The 17,491-nt window shown below is 73.3% G+C and carries 17 protein-coding genes; 6 read left to right on the forward strand and 11 right to left on the reverse strand.

The window, feature by feature from the left end; all coding sequences use genetic code 11:
- Positions 1 to 22: 22 nt before the first annotated feature.
- Together ACIQCJ_RS30725 and ACIQCJ_RS30730 are read right to left on the reverse strand one after the other, a co-directional pair.
- Positions 23 to 838: a pentapeptide repeat-containing protein gene (locus ACIQCJ_RS30725; RefSeq protein WP_402713162.1), complete on the reverse strand. Its 816-nt coding sequence runs from the start codon at positions 836 to 838 to the stop codon at positions 23 to 25.
- Between the two features lie 14 nt (positions 839 to 852).
- Positions 853 to 2,262 (reverse strand): M1 family aminopeptidase, encoded by a 1,410-nt coding sequence (locus ACIQCJ_RS30730; protein WP_391047049.1) that lies wholly within the window; start codon positions 2,260 to 2,262, stop codon positions 853 to 855.
- Between the two features lie 235 nt (positions 2,263 to 2,497).
- Between ACIQCJ_RS30730 and ACIQCJ_RS30735 the strand changes: the two genes are divergently transcribed.
- Genes ACIQCJ_RS30735 through ACIQCJ_RS30750 form a run of 4 tightly spaced genes read left to right on the forward strand, consistent with a single transcriptional unit; the run spans position 2,498 to position 4,981 of the window.
- Entirely contained in the window at positions 2,498 to 3,040 is a 543-nt protein-coding gene (locus ACIQCJ_RS30735; RefSeq protein ID WP_355343191.1) for a Na+/H+ antiporter subunit E, read from the forward strand.
- Positions 3,037 to 3,465, forward strand: coding sequence for a monovalent cation/H+ antiporter complex subunit F (locus ACIQCJ_RS30740; protein WP_402713163.1), 429 nt, complete (start codon positions 3,037 to 3,039; stop codon positions 3,463 to 3,465). The genes ACIQCJ_RS30735 and ACIQCJ_RS30740 overlap by 4 nt, the downstream gene beginning before the upstream one ends.
- Entirely contained in the window at positions 3,462 to 3,833 is a 372-nt protein-coding gene (gene mnhG / locus ACIQCJ_RS30745; protein ID WP_355343185.1) for a monovalent cation/H(+) antiporter subunit G, read from the forward strand. The genes ACIQCJ_RS30740 and mnhG overlap by 4 nt, the downstream gene beginning before the upstream one ends.
- Complete coding sequence (locus ACIQCJ_RS30750) at positions 3,830 to 4,981, forward strand: PP2C family protein-serine/threonine phosphatase (RefSeq protein WP_355343183.1); 1,152 nt, start codon at positions 3,830 to 3,832, stop codon at positions 4,979 to 4,981. Before mnhG ends, ACIQCJ_RS30750 begins: the two co-directional genes overlap by 4 nt.
- Here ACIQCJ_RS30750 and ACIQCJ_RS30755 read toward each other — a convergent pair.
- Positions 4,968 to 7,964, reverse strand: a complete 2,997-nt coding sequence (locus ACIQCJ_RS30755) for an FAD-binding and (Fe-S)-binding domain-containing protein (protein ID WP_402713164.1) — start codon at positions 7,962 to 7,964, stop codon at positions 4,968 to 4,970. The two genes, ACIQCJ_RS30750 and ACIQCJ_RS30755, sit on opposite strands and share 14 nt — an antisense overlap.
- A 296-nt stretch (positions 7,965 to 8,260) precedes the next feature.
- On the opposite strand from ACIQCJ_RS30755, the gene ACIQCJ_RS30760 reads away from it, so the two are divergent.
- Positions 8,261 to 9,130, forward strand: a complete 870-nt coding sequence (locus tag ACIQCJ_RS30760; protein ID WP_402713165.1) for an ANTAR domain-containing protein — start codon at positions 8,261 to 8,263, stop codon at positions 9,128 to 9,130.
- Between the two features lie 198 nt (positions 9,131 to 9,328).
- Positions 9,329 to 9,877: a hypothetical protein gene (locus tag ACIQCJ_RS30765; RefSeq protein ID WP_355343174.1), complete on the forward strand. Its 549-nt coding sequence runs from the start codon at positions 9,329 to 9,331 to the stop codon at positions 9,875 to 9,877.
- A 193-nt stretch (positions 9,878 to 10,070) separates the two neighbouring features.
- On the opposite strand, the gene ACIQCJ_RS30770 is transcribed toward ACIQCJ_RS30765, so the two are convergent.
- The 8 genes from ACIQCJ_RS30770 to ACIQCJ_RS30805 form a co-directional block, all read right to left on the reverse strand.
- Positions 10,071 to 10,751 carry a class F sortase gene (locus ACIQCJ_RS30770; protein WP_402713166.1) on the reverse strand — a complete coding sequence of 227 codons (681 nt, stop codon included), beginning with the start codon at positions 10,749 to 10,751 and terminating at the stop codon, positions 10,071 to 10,073.
- A 5-nt stretch (positions 10,752 to 10,756) separates the two neighbouring features.
- On the reverse strand, positions 10,757 to 11,371 hold the full coding sequence (locus tag ACIQCJ_RS30775; protein WP_391163940.1) for a hypothetical protein: 615 nt from the start codon (positions 11,369 to 11,371) through the stop codon (positions 10,757 to 10,759).
- A gap of 224 nt (positions 11,372 to 11,595) precedes the next feature.
- On the reverse strand, positions 11,596 to 12,375 hold the full coding sequence (locus ACIQCJ_RS30780; RefSeq protein WP_355343169.1) for an HAD-IIA family hydrolase: 780 nt from the start codon (positions 12,373 to 12,375) through the stop codon (positions 11,596 to 11,598).
- A gap of 267 nt (positions 12,376 to 12,642) precedes the next feature.
- The gene (locus ACIQCJ_RS30785) at positions 12,643 to 13,731 is read right to left on the reverse strand and encodes a 2-aminoethylphosphonate ABC transporter substrate-binding protein (protein WP_402713167.1); all 1,089 of its coding nucleotides are present in this window, start codon (positions 13,729 to 13,731) and stop codon (positions 12,643 to 12,645) included.
- A gap of 59 nt (positions 13,732 to 13,790) precedes the next feature.
- Positions 13,791 to 14,588 carry an ABC transporter permease gene (locus ACIQCJ_RS30790; RefSeq protein ID WP_402713168.1) on the reverse strand — a complete coding sequence of 266 codons (798 nt, stop codon included), beginning with the start codon at positions 14,586 to 14,588 and terminating at the stop codon, positions 13,791 to 13,793.
- Positions 14,575 to 15,573, reverse strand: coding sequence for a 2-aminoethylphosphonate ABC transporter permease subunit (locus ACIQCJ_RS30795; protein ID WP_402713169.1), 999 nt, complete (start codon positions 15,571 to 15,573; stop codon positions 14,575 to 14,577). Before ACIQCJ_RS30795 ends, ACIQCJ_RS30790 begins: the two co-directional genes overlap by 14 nt.
- Positions 15,566 to 16,723 (reverse strand): ABC transporter ATP-binding protein, encoded by a 1,158-nt coding sequence (locus ACIQCJ_RS30800; protein ID WP_402713170.1) that lies wholly within the window; start codon positions 16,721 to 16,723, stop codon positions 15,566 to 15,568. Before ACIQCJ_RS30800 ends, ACIQCJ_RS30795 begins: the two co-directional genes overlap by 8 nt.
- On the reverse strand, positions 16,720 to 17,490 hold the full coding sequence (locus tag ACIQCJ_RS30805) for a phosphonatase-like hydrolase (RefSeq protein WP_401304890.1): 771 nt from the start codon (positions 17,488 to 17,490) through the stop codon (positions 16,720 to 16,722). Before ACIQCJ_RS30805 ends, ACIQCJ_RS30800 begins: the two co-directional genes overlap by 4 nt.
- Between the last annotated feature and the right edge of the window lies 1 nt (position 17,491).

The following is a 17,491-nucleotide window of genomic DNA, read 5'->3' on the forward strand; positions in this document are numbered from 1 at the left end:
GGGGCGCGTCCTGCCCCGGGCGTCAGGTCCAGTGGGAGGGGCGGGGCGGGGCACCTGGCGAAAGGACGGTGGTGGAGTCGCCGCGGGCGGCGGTGAGTTGGGGCGGGGTGAGGAAGAGGGCCCCGCGCAGATCCGCCCCGCGCAGATCGGCGTCGCGGAGATCGGCACCGATGAGATCGGCGAGGCGCAGGTCGGCCCGCCGCAGGTCGGCGGCGATCAGATAGGCCCCGCGGAAGTCGGTGCCGCGCAGGTCCGCCCCGCGGAACCCGCGGCCGATGAGGTCGGCGCCGCGCCGGTCGCGGCCGGGGGTGCCGGCGCGGGCCAGGGCGCTGGCGCGGAGCAGGATCTCGTTGACGGGCGCGCGCTCGGCGGCGACGTCGAGGGCGAGCAGGGCGTCGGGGGTGCCGAGGGTGAGCCCGGAGATCCGGGCGACGGCCGCCTCTGCGGCGGCGTGCACGGGCCGGGCGGAAGGCAGCGCCAGTGTCTCGCCGAGGTAGCGGAGGAGTTCGTGGAGCTGGCGGACGACCGGCAGCAGCGCGAACATCGACCGCCCCCCGTCGGCGGCGTCGCGCCAGTCCTGCCCGCCGAAGGTGATCCGGCAGAGCTTCTGGCCCGCGCCGAAGCAGTCGTAGACGGTGCAGCCCCGGTAGCCGCGGCCCCGCAGTTCGCGGTGGATGCCGCAGCGGTGGTCGCCGCCGAGGTGCCCGCAGGGCTCCCCGGCGGCCTTGTCCGCGGCGAAGTCCGCGGAGCGGGTGAAGGCGAGGGCCACGCAGCACAGCCCGAAGCAGTTGCCGCAGTCGGCCCGCAGCTCACTCGTCTCACCCGTCGGCGTGTCCACCGGTCAATGGTGCCTCACGGCGCCGAGGGGAAGACCGCGGGCTTGGCGGGGGTGTAGAGCCAGGTCTGGAAGAAGGTGCCGAGGCGCTGCCCGGAGATCCGCTCCGCGAGCCGCTGGAAGTCGGCGATGGTGGCGTTGCCGTAGCGGTGCAGGGCGGGCCACGCCTTGAGCAGGGTGCGGAAGTCGCGGTCGCCAATGGTGTCGCGGAGCGCCTGGATGGCGACGGCGCCGCGGTCGTAGACGGCGTCGTCGAACTGGTTGTCGGGGCCGGGGTCGCCCGGCTTGACCGTCCAGAACGGGTCGTCGGCGGGGTGCGCGTCGTAGATGTCCCGGGCGAGCTGCTGTGGGGTGCCGGTGCCCTCGTGCTCGGCCCACAGGAACTGGGCGTAGCTGGCGAAGCCCTCGTTGAGCCAGATGTCGGACCAGCGTTCCAGCGAGACGTCGTCGCCCCACCACTGGTGGGCCAGTTCGTGCGAGACGACGTTGGTGTTGGCCTTGGTGGCGAAGGAGCTGGGGCTGTAGAAGACGCGGGTCTGCGCTTCGAGCGCGAAGTGCGAGGTCACGTTGGGCACGTAGCCGCCGGCCGCGTCGAAGGGGTAGGGGCCGAACCAGCCGCTGAGGAAGTCGACGATCTCGGCGGTCCGCTCCACGCTGGCGCGGGCGTTGGCGGCGGTGGCCGCGGGGAGGTCGGCGCTGTACGCGTTGATGACCGGGACGCCGGTGCGGGTGCGGCTGTGCGTGATGTCGAAGTGGCCGACGGCCAGCGTGGTGAGGTATGTGGCCTGCGGCTTGGTCTCGCGCCAGTGGTAGCTGGTCCGGCCGTCCTCGGACTTCCGCGAGACCAGCAGCCCGTTGCTGATCGCCTGGTCGCCGTCGGGGACCTTGACGCGCACGTCGTAGGTGGCCTTGTCGGCCGGGTGGTCGTTGCTGGGGAACCACCACCACGCGGATTCGGGTTCGTTGGCGGCGACTGCGCCGTCCGGGGTGCGCTGCCACGACGTGAAGCCGTAGCGCTTCACGGTGGAGGGGACGCCCGAGTACGTGACGGCGACGGTGATCCGGTGGCCCTTGGCGATCGGCCTGGCGGGGGTGATGACCAGTTCCTGCTCGCCGCTGGTGGCGAAGGCGGCGGGCTTCCCGTCGACGGTGACCCGGCTGACGGTCAGCGCGAAGTCCAGGTCGAAGCTGGTCAGTCCCTGGGTGGCGGTCGCCGTGATGACGGCGGTGCCCGACAGCAGGTCGGTGCTGGGCTGGTAGTCGAGGTTCAGGTCGTAGTGGGAGACGTCGTAGCCGCCGTTCCCGTAGGTCGGGTAGTACGGGTCGCCGATGCCGGGCGCGCCCGGCCCCGTGTCGGCAGCGGCCGCCGGGATCGCCAGCAGCAGGCCGAGGGCGGCGGCAGTGGACGCGATGACTCTCTTACGCACAGGGGTCCTCCAGCACGGTGAACGACAAGCGGCAGGTGCCAAGTGGCCGCCGCCGCGAGGCGGGTGGCGGCGGCCGAGTGGCAGGTACACGGCGACCCTAAGGAGCCCCAACCGTCCCAGCCACCCCTGTACTCACTGCTGTCGCAGAACGTTCACCCGGCGCAACACAACGGCCGGAACGTGACACCCGTGTCGTAGGCGCGTCACACGTGTCCGGTCTGCGAGCATTCGGCGGGTGCGTACCCTGCGGAGAATCCAGTGGCCGCTGGTGCTCTGGCTGGCCGTGGTCTGGGTGCTGCTGTGGGGAAAGGTCACCGCGGGCAATGTGCTGACCGGCCTGGCCGTCGGCGTCGTGCTCTGCCTGGCCTTCCCCCTCCCGCCGCTCGAACTCGAACTGCGGCTGCACCCGGTGGGCCTGGTCCGCTTCGCCGCCTACTTCCTGGCCGATCTGACGGTGGCCGGGCTGCGTACGGTCTGGCAGATCCTCACCCCGTCGCCGCTGCCCTGCGCGGTGCTCGCCGTACCGCTGCGCTCCCGCAGCGACTTGATGCTGACCGCGACGGCCGTGGCGGTCTGCGCGGTGCCGGGCAGCGCCGTACTGGAGATCCAGCGCTCCACCGGCACGCTCTTCGTCCACGTCATGGGCTCCGACAGCGCGGGCACGGACCAGGCCCGCGCCGAGGTCAGACGCCTGGAACAGCTGGTGGTACGGGCGTTCGGCACCCGCGCGGAGATCGCGGACCTGACGGCACCCGAGCCGGGTACGGGTGCGCCGTGAACTGGGTGACGGGGGTGGTGCTCGCCCTGCTGGTCGCCTCCGGCGTGATGGTCTTCGTCCGCCTGGCGCGCGGCCCCTCGATGCTGGACCGGGCGGTGGCGGTGGACGCGCTGCTGGCGGTCGTGGTGGCCGGACTCGGCGCGCGGGCCGCGGAGGCGCGCACCCCGTACACCCTGCCGGTGCTGCTGGTCCTGGCCTTCCTCGGCTTCACCGGCTCGGTGGCCAGCGCCCGCTTCATCGCGGTGCGCGGCGCGGAGCCCCCGGAGCGGCCGGGCGGGCAGGAGCCGGCGGGGTCAGGGGAGCCAGAAGGGCCGGTGGAGCCCGAGGGGGCCGAGCGGCCTGAGCGGACCGAGCGGACCGAGCGGCCGAAAAGGGATGACGGCCGGGAGGGCACGGCCGCTGACGGTGAGGAGACGGGCGGATGAGCTGGACCGCGGTGGGCGACTGGGCCGCGGCGGTGTGCCTGCTGCTCGGCGCGGGGCTGAGCTTCGTGGCCGGGGTCGGGCTGCTGAAGCTGCCCGACACCCTCACCCGTATGCACGCGGCGACCAAGCCGCAGGTGCTCGGGCTGCTGTTGGTGCTGCTCGGGGTCGCCCTGCGGTTGCGTTCCTGGGTGGATCTGGGAACGCTGGTACTGATTGGCACGTTTCAGCTGATGACTGTGCCGGTCGCGGCTCATATCGTGGGCCGCGCGGCGTACCGCACGGGCCAGGTGGACGGCGACCGGCTGGTCCTTGACGAGTTGGACGAGCGGCTGACCCGGCCGGAAAGGCCAGATAGGTTCACCGTGTGAAGAATGTCCGCGTGGTCAGGGCGCTACAGCATGTGGAGGACGAATACCTGTCACGTATGGGTATGTCGCTCCCCCTGCTGGTCATCGCGCTGGTCGTGATCGCCGATCTCGCGGCGGGCCGGGACCACTTCATCACGCCGGGCATCGTCGCCGCGCCGCCGCTGGCCGCGATCACCGTCAACTGGCGGCGGACCCTGTTCATCGGCGTGCTGGGCCTGATCGTCCAGGCGGCGCTCGCGCCCTACGACGGCATCGCCGAGATCCCCGATCACGACGTGTTCTTCGGCCAGGTCTTCGCGTACGGCTCGGTGACCCTCTTCAGCATCTACATCGCCTGGCGCCGCGAGACCGGCGCGAAGGCGTTCAGCGCCATCACCTCCGTCGCCGAGGCCGCCCAGCACGCCCTGATGCGCCCGCCCGCCCCGCGCGTGGGCGGTATCCAACTAGCCGTGCGGTACGTGTCGGCGGCCGACGCGGCGCAGATCGGCGGCGACCTGTACGCGGTGCTCGACACCCCGTACGGCGTGCGGGCGCTGATCGGCGACGTGCGCGGCAAGGGCCTGGGCGCGGTGCAGACCTCGGCGGTGGTGCTCGGCGCCTTCCGCGAGGCCGCGTTCGACGAGGGCGGCCTCGACCGGGTGGCGCGCCGGGTGGACATCAGCGTCGGCCGGCATGTGACCGGCGGGGACTTCATCACGGCGCTGTTCGCGCAGTTCGACAAGCCGGACAGCGTGGAACTGCTGCACTACGGCCATGTGCCGCCGCTGCGGGTCTCGCGGGACGGCGAGGTGGAGACGCTGTACCCGAACGAGCCATGGCTGCCGCTGGGCCTGGCCGACATGGTGGCCGAGGGGCCCACCCCGTGGCGGGTGCCGCTCATGCCGGGCGACGTGCTGGTGCTGTGCACCGACGGGGTGATCGAGGCGCGCAGCCCGCGGGACAACTCCTTCTACCCGCTGGCCGAGCGGGTCGGCCGCCTGGTCGCCGGTGCCTCGTACGACCTGGACGACGCCGTGGAGCGGGTCTACAGCGACCTGCTGGAGCACGCGGGCGGCTCGCTCACCGACGACGTGGTCCTGCTGCTGCTCGCGCCCCAGCAACGGCCCCTGCCGGCCCACCCGCAGGACCCGCCGCTCAATCCGGTGTGACCGCTGTCGTCGTGTCCCGGGCGTCCGGCGCGGGCGCCGCGTGGGTGACCGGCAGGCCGCGTGTCGCGCGGTCCAGCGCGATCAGCACCGACTCGTACGCCTCGCCCGTGGCGTGTTCCATGCCCAGCTCGCACATCCGGTTCGCCGACAGATACGCGTCGTAGCCGCGCGCCGCGACCTCCTCGGCCTCGGGGCGCGTCGCGGCCTCGGTCAGCTCCTCGTGCAGCATCCCGCGGTCGCCCGCGAAGGCGCAGCAGCCCGCGTCGTCGGGCACGACGACCTCGCGGGCGCAGGCCCGCGCGACGGTCTCCAGCGCGCCGGTGTCGCCGAGGTGCCGCATCGAGCAGGTCGGGTGCAGGACGGCGGACGCGACGGTGTCGGTGACCGTCAGCCGCGGCAGCAGGTGCTCGGCGGCCCAGACGACGGAGTCGATGACGGTCAGCTCGCCGTGCAGTTCACGGTTGGCGTCGGTGAGGTACGGCACGACGTCGCGGGCCAGGCCGAGCGTGCAGGAGCTGGCGTCGACCACGATCGGCAGCCGTCCGCCGCCGGTCCACAGCCAGGCCGCCTCCACGATCCGGTTGGCCATCACCGCGTTGCCCGCCAGGTAGCCCTTGGAGTGCCAGATGGTGGCGCAGCAGGTGCCCGTGACGTCGTCCGGGATCCACACCGGGCGGCCGGCCCGCGCGGAGACGCTGACGACGGCCTGCGGCAGCGACCCGTACCGGGTGGCCGGGACGCCGAAGACGCGGTTGACGCACGCCGGGTAGTACACGGCGGTCGCGCCGTCCTTCTCGGTGCGGGGCAGCCGGGGGGCGGCGCCGGGGATCTCGGGGAGCCATTCGGGTATCAGGTCCGGGCGTACGGCCCTGCGGGCCAGGCCGGTGCCCGCGGTCAGCGGGCGGTCGCCGACCCGGTCGCGTACCGCGTCGGCGGCGGCCACCGCGGCGCGGGCGGCGCGTTCCGCGGCCTTCCAGTGGGTGGCGACGGAGGCGGCGACCCGCTCCTCGGTACGGGAGTGCCCTGCGTGCCGGAAGTCCCGCATCATCGCGCCGGTGTCGATGCCGACCGGGCAGGCCAGCGCGCAGGTGGAGTCGCCCGCGCAGGTGTCGACGGCGTCGTATCCGTACGCGTCCAGGAGCGCCTGGAGGACCGGGGAGCCAGGCGGCTGGCGGAGCATCTCGCGGCGCAGCACGATCCGCTGTCGGGGAGTGGTGGTCAGGTCGCGGCTGGGGCAGGTGGGCTCGCAGAAGCCGCACTCGATGCAGGCGTCGGCGACGGCCTCGATGGCCGGGATCGTCTTGAGGCCGCGCAGGTGGCCGCGCGGGTCCAGGTCGAGGACGACGCCGGGGGCGAGGACGCCGTCCGGGTCGAGCAGCCGCTTGACCCGCCACATCAGGGCGGTGGCCTTCGCGCCCCACTCCAGTTCGAGGAAGGGCGCGATGTTGCGGCCGGTGCCGTGCTCGGCCTTCAGCGAGCCGTCGAAGCGCTCGACGACGGTGTGGCAGAAGTCGTCCATGAAGGCGGCGTACCGCTCCACGTCGGCGGGGTCGGCCGCGTCGAAGGTCAGCAGGAAGTGCAGATTGCCGTGCGCGGCGTGGCCCGCGACGGCCGCGTCGAAGCCGTGCCGCTCCTGGAGTTCCAGCAGCTCGGCGCAGGCGTCGGCGAGCAGCTCCGGCGGTACGGCGAAGTCCTCGGTGATCAGTGTGGTGCCCGACGGGCGGGCGCTCCCGACGGCCGCGACGAAGGCGTTGCGGATACGCCACAGGCCGGCGATCCGCGCCGGGTCGCGGGTGAAGGCGTTGTCCGCGGACGGTACGGGCGTGACCAGGCCGAGGTCGTCGCAGACCCGGACGGCGGCCCGCTCGTACGCGGCCAGCTCCGTGTCGTCGGCGGCCCGGAACTCCACCAGCAGCGCGGTCGTCTCGCGCGGCAGCACGGCCCACTCCCCGGGCACCTCGGGCACGCCCACGGCGGCCCGCAGGGTGTTGCCGTCCATCAGCTCGACGGCCTCGGCCCCCGCCTGGTTGAACAGCGGCACGGCCGCGGCGGCGGCGGGCAGCGTCGGGAAGAACAGCAGGGCGGCGGTGGCCGCCGCGCGTATCGGCAGCGTCTCGAAGACGGCCTCGGCGACGAAGCCGAGGGTGCCCTGCGAGCCGACCATCAGACCGCGCAGGATCTGCGCGGGCGTCTCGGCGTCGAGGAAGGCGTCGAGCCGGTAGCCGTTGGTGTTCTTGATCGCGTGCTTCGCGCGAATCCTGGCGGTCAGCTCCTCGTCGGCCTCGATCTCGTCCCGCAGGTCGAGCAGGCCCTGGCACAGCTCGGGCTCGGCGGCGGCCAGCGCCGCGTCGGCGTCGGGGTCGCCGGTGTCCACGAGGGTGCCCGACGGCAGGACGACGGTCATCGAGGTGACCGTGCGGTACGAGGTGCGGCTGGTGCCCGCGGCCATCCCGGACGCGTTGTTGGCGACGACTCCGCCGACCGTGCACGCGACGGCGCTGGCCGGGTCGGGGCCGAGCACCCGGCCGTGCCGGGCCAGGGTGGCGTTGGCCCGCGCGAGTACGGTGCCGGGCAGGATACGGGCCCGCGCGCCGTCGGCCTCGACCTCGACGCCGCTGAAGTGGCGGCGCACGTCCACCAGGATGTCCTCGCCCTGCGCCTGGCCGTTCAGGCTGGTGCCCGCGGCTCTGAAGACCAGGTGGCGGCGCTCGCGGCGGGCGTAGGCCAGCAGCCTGACGACGTCCTGCGCGCTCTCGGGCAGGACGACGGCCTGCGGCACGAAGCGGTACGGGCTGGCGTCGGAGGCGTAGCGCACGAGGTCGGAGACGCCGGTGAGGACCTTGTCGGCGCCCAGCAGCTCGGTCAGCGCGGCCTTGAGGCCCTGCGGTGTGCCGGTGGCCCGTGACTCCTCCACCCGGTCGGGCGCGGCGCTCGCGGGCGGCACAGGGCGCAGTGCCTCGCCCTTCGGATCGGGCACGGGCATCCGGACCTCCTCGGGCGGACCGTGGGACGTGGTGGCTTCCGGTTCTCGGTCGTGGGCGCTGGGCTCGCGGCGGTTCTCGGGTCGGCGGCTCCGGGTGCTCGGTACTCGGCTCTCGGTGCTCGGGAGGAGCCCACCGATTGCCAAGGTATGACGGACTCCGCGTTCCCGCTCGCCCCGCAGGCCCCGCGCTGCTCCGCCGTCTCCGACCTACGGCGGAGGCGCCGCGCCGACCCGACGGCGGATACTCGGCTGCGAGTCCGGCAACGGGGGCCGGGCACGAACGGGGAGCAGCGAGAATGAGCCACAGCGCGCCAGGTGATCCTTCCGGCCCTCCCACGAAGGGTCCCGCCACGAGCGGCCCCGCCTCGAACGGTCCGGCCTCGAACGGTCCCGCCACGAGCGGCCCTTCCGGTGTCCGGCCCGGCGCTCCCGCCGACTCCCCGGCGCCCGAGCCGTACGCCGCCGCGCTCGGGGCGGCCTTCGTGGCCGTGGCCGACACGCTCGACGGGGGCGGCGCGGTCGGGGACGTGCTGGTCGGGCGGTGTGTCGGGGTGCTCGGGGCGGCGGCGGCCGGGCTGCTGCTGGTGGCGGAATCGCGCGGGAGCGCGGAGCCTGAGGTGGTCGCGGTCACGGACGAGGCCGTACGGGCGCTGGTCGCCGCCGAGGGCCCCGGCCGGGAGTGCCACCGCGCGGGCGCGCCAGTGCGCGCCGACGTGCTGGGCGCGGCGGCGGGCCGCTGGCCCGATTTCACCGGGGCCGCGCTGGCCGCGGGCTACGGCGCCGTCCTCGCCGTCCCCATGCGCTGGCGCGAGGAGACCATCGGCGCCCTGACGCTGTTCCGTACGGCGCCCGGCCCGCTCCCCGACGGCTACGCCGAGCTGGCCCAGGCGCTCGCCGACGTCACCACCATCGGGGTGCTCCAGCGCCGGGTCAGACGGCAGCGCGAACAGCTCGCCGACCAGCTCCAGTCCGCCCTGGAGAGCCGGGTCCTGGTCGAGCAGGCCAAGGGGCTGCTCGCCGAGCGCTGGCAGGTGAGCGTGGACGCCGCCTTCGCCGCGCTGCGCAGCCACGCCAGGACGCGCCGCATCCGGCTGTCCGACCTGGCGCAGGGCCTGCTCGACAGCACGGTGGACGCGGCGGAGCTGCGCGGGGGCCCCGGCCGGTGACGCCGCCCATGCCGCAGCCGGTGACGTCGCATTGCGTAGAGAACGTGTAACCAACCGTCATATTCCCTCTGGTGCGCGGGAGTTCGGTGTTCTAGGGTGTGGGGCACTTCGCGGCCCGCGACCCCGGTCGCGGCGCTCAGACCCGTACTCTCCCGTCCGCTCAGGCACGGCCCGACGACGCCAGGACTTGGTTTGCCCATGGTCAAGCTCGCGGCATCCGCGTACCTCCCCCCACGCGAAGCCGACCGCCCGGTGCTCGACGTGTCCTGGACCTTCTCCGTCGGCCGCCTGCCCGGCAGCGACGAACTGGCGGCCCGTATGACCCGCGCCGCCCTCGACACGCTCGGCGGCCCGTACGGCGGGATCGGCGCCCTGATCACCGACGCCACCTCACTGGCGTGCGCCTACCTGGTCGCCCACAGCCTGGCCCGGCGCTACCGCGTCACCCTGGGCGTGGACGGCGGGCACTGCGCGGTCGCGGTCACCGACTACGGCTACGACCACGGGCTGCCCGGCGACGGCGCGGAGCCGGTGCCGGAACCGGCCCGCGACGAGGCCAGGGACCTGTGCAGGCGGCTCGCCGAGGCCGCGGCCCACCCGGTGACGATCGACGGGGTCCAGGTGCACCACGCCGTGGACGGCGCCGTGCTCATCCGCTTCAGGACCCAACTGCCCCACGCCCCTACGGTTCCCCCCACTCCCCCGGCCGCGCCGGACGCCTCCCGCAGTCCAGGCGCCCGAGGGTGAGGAGCGCCCGGCCGGGCGGCTTCGCGGGGGAGGCGAGCCACCGGCCGGGCGCGGTACGCACCCCGGGAGGGATGCGGGTCTCGACACCCGCGTCAGGCCGTCGGCGTGCCGGGCCGTACGTGCGTCGAGCCGTACGTGCGTCGGGCGCACGCGCCTCGGGCCGTACAGCGTGCGTCAGGTCGTACTGCGTGCGTCAGGTCGTGCGGTTGCCGGTCAGCGCCGCGAAGACCACGACGTTCGCCGAGTACGCCTGCTTCTCCTTGTCGAAGGAGCCGCCGCAGGTGATCAGCCGCAGTTCCGGGCGCCCGGAGGACCCGTACACCCGGTTGGCGTCGAAGTGGTCCTTCTCCACCACCTCGACGCCCTCGACGGAGAATTCGGCGACCGTGCCGTCCGCGCGGGTCACCTCCACCAGCGCGCCCGGCTCGACGGTGCTCAGCCCGTAGAAGACGGCCGCGCGGGTCTCGGTGTCGACGTGGCCGACGATCAGCGCCGCGCCCGCCGTTCCCGGCGACGGTCCGTCGCGGTACCAGCCCGCGACGTCCGGGGTGGCGTACGGCGGCGGGTCGACCGCGCCGTCCTTCAGGCCGCGGCCGACGAGCTTGGCGTGCAGCCCGATCGAGGCGATGTCGATGCGCAGCGGCGTGGAGGCGGCCATCGGCAGGTGGGGGGCGTAGACCTCGCGCGGGCGGTCGGCAGCGGCGGCGGCCAGCGCCCGGCCGCCGGGGGTGGCCTCCGTGCCGCTGCCGCCGCCGTCGTGCCCGAACAGCCAGGCCGCGAGCAGCACGAGGGCGACGGCCGCGGTCGTCCAGGTCCTGTTGTCGGGCCGTGGACCGTCCTCGCCGCCGCCCGCGGCCTCCGCCCCTTCCGCCATGCCGGTCAGCCGCGGTCGGAGCTGCGGCGCCGGTGGATCACGAGGCCCGCCAGGCCGATGGCCGCGAAGCCGCCGGTGACCAGCAGCGCGCTGGTGTCGGAACCGGCCGTGCCGGGCCCGGCCGCGAGCTGCGCGGTACCGCCGCCGCCCGCGGGGACGGGCGCGATCGGCAGCGAGGTGCTGGCGCCGGTGACCGTCACGGACGCGGACGCGGAACTGGAGGAGCCGTTGCACTCGACGGAGATCTCATACGAGCCGTCGACCGCGTCGGACTTGATGAACGCGGTGCCTTCGAGCGAGTGGGAGCCGTCGCTCGCCGGGGCGAGGGTGACGGTGTCCACGAAGACCTCGGCGCTGGCGCGGGCCTTGCCGCCGGACTTGCAGGAGGTCTCCAGGTGCAGGCTCACGACACCACCCGGCGCCACGCTGGCGGGCGACACGTCCATCGAGTCCGAGGAACTGGACGACGAGGACGAGGACGACGACGAGGAGGAAGAGGACGACGATCCCCCTCCGCCCGAGTCGGCGATCGCCTGGCTGGGCAGCCCCGAGGCGCCACCGAGCGCGAACACTCCGACGGCACCGGCTGCGGCGATGACGGGCAGTTTCAGACCGAACATGGAGACCTCCGCTCGTCCGGGAGCGGGGACTCGCGCCCGGTGCTTACGAACATCCCTGCGACGGCCGCCGCCCGCACCCCGAGGGGCGCCTCAATCGTCCATCAGGGTGAGGGACGCTCTACGGAGAGTGACGAATCGGTGTGTCGGCTCGGCTTTCCCGGGCCCGGGGCTCCGGGGGCCGCGCGCCGGCTCGGGGGCCGGCGCTGGGGGCTGCGGGCCGGGGCTCAGATCTCCGACACGAGGTCCGCGATCGAGTTCACGACGCGCGAGGGGCGGAAGGGGTGGCGGTCGATGTCGGCGGGCGCGGTGAGGCCGGTCAGCACCAGGAACGTGGTCATGCCGGACTCCAGGCCGGCCAGCACGTCGGTGTCCATCCGGTCGCCGATCATCGCGCTGGTCTCGCTGTGCGCGCCGATCGCGTTGAGCCCGGCGCGCATCATCAGCGGGTTGGGCTTGCCCACGAAGTAGGGGTCCTTGCCGGTGGCCTTGGTGATCAGCGCGGCCACGGAGCCGGTCGCGGGCAGCACGCCCTCGGGGGACGGCCCGGTCTCGTCGGGGTTGGTGCCGATGAAGCGGGCGCCGTTGTTGATCAGCCGGATCGCCTTGGTGAGCGCCTCGAAGCTGTAGGTGCGGGTCTCGCCGAGGACGACGTAGTCCGGGTCGGTGTCGGTGAGGATGTAGCCGACGTCGTGCAGGGCGGTGGTCAGCCCCGCCTCGCCGATCACGTACGCGGTGCCGCCGGGGCGCTGGTCGTCCAGGAACTTGGCGGTGGCCAGCGCGGACGTCCAGATGTTCTCGACCGGTACGTCGAGACCCATGCGGGTCAGCCGGGCGTGCAGGTCGCGCGGGGTGTAGATGGAGTTGTTGGTGAGCACCAGGAAGGGCTTGCCGGACTCCTTCAGCCCCTTGATGAAGGCGTCGGCGCCCGGGATGGGCGTGCCCTCATGGATCAGCACCCCGTCCATGTCGGTGAGCCACGACTCGATGGGCCTGCGTGTCGACACGGGTTCCGCTCTCCTGTTCCTCGCACAGCTCGCGCCCGGGGCATCCGCTCGCGGCATCCGCGCGCCGCTTCCGCGCACGGCCTCAGCACGCCGGCTTCAGCCCACGGCCTCAGCACGCCGGCTTCTGCCCACGGCTTCACTCACCAGCGTAGCCGGGGCGGATGGCACCCGCCCCGGCCGTCTCGCGTGCTGGTCGGCCGCCGCGTCACGGCGGTCCTCCGGTCAGCCAACGGCCGGCTGACCGGTGACCTGCCGCTCGGCCAGGAGTCAGCTTCCGGTGGCGGTCTTCCACGCGTCCACGTAGTCGGTCAGGTGGGCGTCGATGTCGGACCAGTCGGGGGTGAAGACGTCCACGCCCGACATGATCTGCTTGAGCTTGGCGGCGTTGGCGTCGGTCGCGGTCACGTCGGTGCGGGCCGCGAAGCCGCCGCCGATCGAGGAGACCTGCTGCTGGACCTCGGTGGTCAGGAAGTAGTCGAGCAGCTTCTTGGCCGCGTCCTCGTGCGGCGCGTTCTTCACCAGCCCGGCCGCGTACGGCAGCGCGAAGGTGGTCGGCTTGCCCGAGGCGTCGGCGGCCGGGAAGAAGATGCCCTGGTGCGGCATCGTCGCCTGGTCCGCGTAGTTCATCTGCACATCGCCGTTGGCGACCAGCAGTTCGCCCTTGTCGACCTTGGAGGCGAGCTGGCCGGTGGACGCGGACGGGCCGACGTTGTTGGCCTGGAGCTTCTTCAGGTACTCCATCGCCGGGGCCTGGCCGCCGAAGTCGTGCATGGCCTTGATGACGACGGCGGTGCCGTCGCCCGCGACACCGGGGGTGGAGTACTGGAGCTTGTTCTTGAACTTGCCGTCCAGCAGGTCGTTCCAGGTCTTGGGCGGGGTCGGCAGTTCCTTGGTGTTGTAGATGAAGCACAGGTAGTTGTTGACGATCGAGGTCCAGTTGCCGTCCGCGCCCTTGTCGGCGGCGTCGACCGTGTCGGAACCGGCGGGCTTGTACGTGGTCAGCAGCCCCTTGGCGTCGGCCTGCTGGATGAAGGGCGGCAGCGTGACGATCAGGTCGGCCTTGGTGTTGGACTTCTCGCGGATCACGCGCTGCACGACCTCGCCCGAGCCGCCCTCGACGTAGTTGACCTTGATGCCGGTCTTCGCCGTGAAGTCCTTGAACACCTTGTCGTAGAAGCCGTCCCCGGCCTCGTTGTGCAGGCCGTCGGCGCTGTAGACGGTGACCTCGGTGGACGCCTTGCCGTCCGAGGAACCGGAGCCGGAGTCGGAGGAGCCGCCGCAGGCGGCGAGGGCGAGACCGAGCGTGAGGGTGCTGGCGACGGCGGTGAGCGGGGTGATGGGGCTGCGCTTGCGCATGGCAGGTCGAACTCCTTGCTGGGTGTGGTCAATCGGGAAGGAGAATGGGGAAAAGGGGGTCAGCGGTAGGAGGCCCGGGTGCGGACGCGGGACATCCCGAGCAGGACGAGCAGGGTCGTCACCATGAGGACGACGGCCAGGGCGGCGCCCGAGTAGAGCGAACCGCGGTTCGTCGCACCGTAGATCTGGACCGGCAGCGGCAGCCAGTCGGGCGGGTAGAGCATCATCGTGGCGCTCAACTCGCCCATGGACAGGGCGAAGCAGAGTCCGGCGGCGCCGGTGAGCGAGGGCAGCAGCAGCGGAAGCCTGATCCGCCACAGCACGTACGCGGGCCGCGCGCCCAGGCTCGCGGCGCTCTGCTCGTACGCCGGGTCGAGGCGGACGAGCGCGGCGCCCACGGACTGGTAGGCGAAGGCGGTGACCAGGACGGTGTGGGCCAGGATCACGATCTCGCGGGTGCCGTTGAGCAGCAGCGGCGGCTTGGAGAAGGCGACCAGCAGGGACAGGCCGACCACGACGGACGGCACGGCGACGGGCAGCATGAACAGGGTGTCGAGCAGGCGCCGTTGCCAGCCGCGCAGGCGTTCGGCGGCGAGCGCCGCCCAGCCGCCGACGAGCAGGGCCAGCACGCTGGCGGCCAGCGCCGTCCACAGGCTGGTGGTCAGGGCGTGCGCCGAGTCGCCCTTGGTGATGTCCTGATAGTGCGTCAGCGTCGGGTGGGACGGGAAGGCGCCGCTCCAGTTGGTGGCGAAGGACGCCATCAGCACGACGAGGAAGGGCAGCGCGAAGACCGGCAGGAACAGGACGAAGAAGACGGCCCAGGCCGTCCAGCGACCGCTGCGGCTATGCACCAGCACGGCGGGCACCTCCGGTGAAGCCTCCTGCGAGGGTGGTGGTACGGGCCACGGCGGCCCGGTAGAGGCCGTAGAGCGTCACCGACAGCACGACGGCGACGACCGCGACGACGCACGCCCCCGGGTAGTCGCCGTCGAGGATCGCCTTGCTGTAGACGAGCATCGGCAGGGTGGTGACGCCCTTGGCGCCGGTGAAGAGCACGATGCCGAACTCGTTGAGGCACATGACCAGGACGAGGCTGCCGCCCGCCGCGAGCGACGGCAGCGCCTCGGGGAGGATCACCTGCCGTACGATCCGCGGCGCCCGCGCGCCCAGCGACGAGGCGACCTCCAACTGGGCGGTCTCCACCTGGGAGAAGGCCGCGAGCAGCGGGCGCATCACGAAGGGCGTGAAGTACGTGATCTCCGCCAGGAGTACGCCCCACGGTGTGCGCAGGAAGTCGATCGGGCCGCTGCCGCTCGCGCCGCCCGTCACGTCCGTCCACAGGCCGTTGGCCATGCCGACGGTGCCGTAGAGGAACAGCAGCGCGAGGGTGATCAGGAAGGAGGGGAAGGCCAGGAAGATGTCGATGAAGCGGCTGAGCGCCTTGCCGCCGGGGAACGGCACGAAAGCGATCACCAGGGCCAGGACGAAGCCGAGGACCAGACAGCCCGCGGTCGAACCGACCGCGATCCACACGGTGTTCCACAGCGCCTTGCGGAACGACTCCTCCGTGAACACGTCGGTGTACGCGGACACGGAGTGGCCGCCGCTGTCCGGTGAGAGGGACTGCTTGCCGACCAGGAAGAGCGGATAGAGGAAGAAGAAGCCGATCGCGGCCAGGGGCGGCAGGGCCCAGAGCGGGCCGGGCACGGTCAGCCGCCGCGAACCGCCCTTGTCCGCGGCGGACGTGGCGGTGCGCGCGGCCGGTGGGGCGTCCGACTTCGCGGCCGGTGTGGCGCCCGGCTTCGCCTCCGGTACGAGGGGCGCCTGCGTCGTCCTAGCCAACGCCGACACCTCCCGCGCCGAGCCCCGCGGGCAGCAGCACCGCGTCCTCGGCCGCGAAGGTCAGCCCGACCTCGTCGCCCGCCCGCGGCGGCTGCCGCAAGTCCCCTACGTCGGCGCGCAGTTCGTGCCCGTACGCCGCGACGAGCAGCCGGTGCGTGTGGCCGCGCCACTGCACGGCGGTGACGGTGCCGCGCAGGACGTTGCCGCCGCCTTCCCCGGATGCGGCGGCCAGCCGCAGCGCGTGCGGGCGGACGCACAGCGTCGCCTCGGCGCCAGGCGCCGGGCCGTCCGTGCCGCTCGCGGCCACCTGGAGGGTGGTGTCCGCCAGCCGTACGGCGCCGTCCTCCCCCGCGCTGACGTTCAGCAGATTGGCGTTGCCCACGAAGGAGGCCGTGAAGGCCGTGCGCGGGTGCCGGTAGAGGTCGTGCGGGGTGCCGCAGTCCCGGAGCCTGGCCTTGTCCAGGACGGCGATACGGTCGGCGAGCGTCAGCGCCTCGATCTGGTCGTGGGTGACGTACAGGATCGAGACCTCGGGCAACTCGCGGTGCAGCCGGGCCAGTTCGGTGAGCATCCCGGAGCGGAGCTGCGCGTCGAGCGCCGACAGCGGCTCGTCGAGCAGCAGCACCCCCGGCCTGATCGCCAGCGCGCGGGCGATGGCCACGCGCTGCTGCTGCCCGCCGGACAGCTCCCGCGGATAGCGCCGGGCGTACGCGGCCATGCCGGTCATCTCCAGCGCGTCCGCCACCCGCCCGGGCACCTCGCCGCGCGGCACCTTCTGCGCCTTGAGCCCGAACGCCACATTCTGGTCCACCCGCAGATGCGGGAAGAGCGCGTACTGCTGCACCACCATCCCGATGCCCCGCCGGTACGGCGGCAGGTCCGTCACGTCCCGTCCCCCGATCACCACCCGCCCGCTGACCGGCCGCACGAACCCCGCCACCGCCCGCAGCGCCGTCGTCTTCCCCGACCCCGACGGGCCGAGCAGCGCCATGACCTCCCCGCGCTCGACGGTCAGGTCGAGCGAGTCCAGCACCGTCTGGCCGTGGTAGGCGACGGTCACCTGCGCGAACCGGATGCCCGCGGGGCCGGTCGTGCCCGCGCGCGGGGGCGCGGGCGTCGGCTCCGCCGCCGGGTGGTCGGCGGCGGTCATCGCGGGGTCTCCCGGCGGGCGACGGCGGCGGGGAGTTCGGCGATCGAGGCCAGGACGTGGGTGGCGCCCGCGGCGATGAGCTGGGGCTCGGTGTGAGCGCCGGTCAGGACGCCCGCGACCAGCGGGGCGCCCGCGCGGACGCCGCTGAGCATGTCGTAGGCGGTGTCGCCGGCCACCGCGACCTGGCGGACGGAGTCGGTGCCGGTGCGCAGCAGCGCGGTGAGCACCATGTCGGGGTAGGGGCGGCCACGGCCCGCGTCGGCCGGGCACAAGGTGAGGTCGGCGACGTCGCGCCAGCCGAGCGCGTCGAGGATCGCGTCCTGCGTGACGCGGGAGAAGCCGGTGGTCAGGACGACCTTGCGGCCCGCCTCGCGCAGCGCGTCGATCGTCTCGCGCGCGCCGGGCAGCGGCGCGCACCGGCCGCCGTCGACGAGTGCGGCGTACGCGGTCTCGAACGCCGCGTTGCCGCGCCGTGCCGCCCGCTCGTCACCGAACAGGGCGCGGAAGACGGTGATCTTGGACTCGCCCATCGTGGCGCGTACGTAGCCGAGTTTGGCGCTGTGGTCCGCGCTGCCGGGCTCGACCCCCAGCTCCTCGGCCGCCCGTGAGAAGGCCAGTTCGACCAGCCCGTCGTCGGCGACGGTGGTCCCGGCCATGTCGAGGACGACGAGCCGCAGGTCGGACGTATCGCCTGGGGCGGAGGCGGAGGCGGCGGGTCCCGGCTCCGTGGGTGCGGGGGCGGCGGCAGCCGCCGTGGTCTCGGTCATG

The sequence above is a fragment of the Streptomyces sp. NPDC093221 genome (assembly GCF_044753885.1).
Lineage (GTDB): Bacteria > Actinomycetota > Actinomycetes > Streptomycetales > Streptomycetaceae > Actinacidiphila.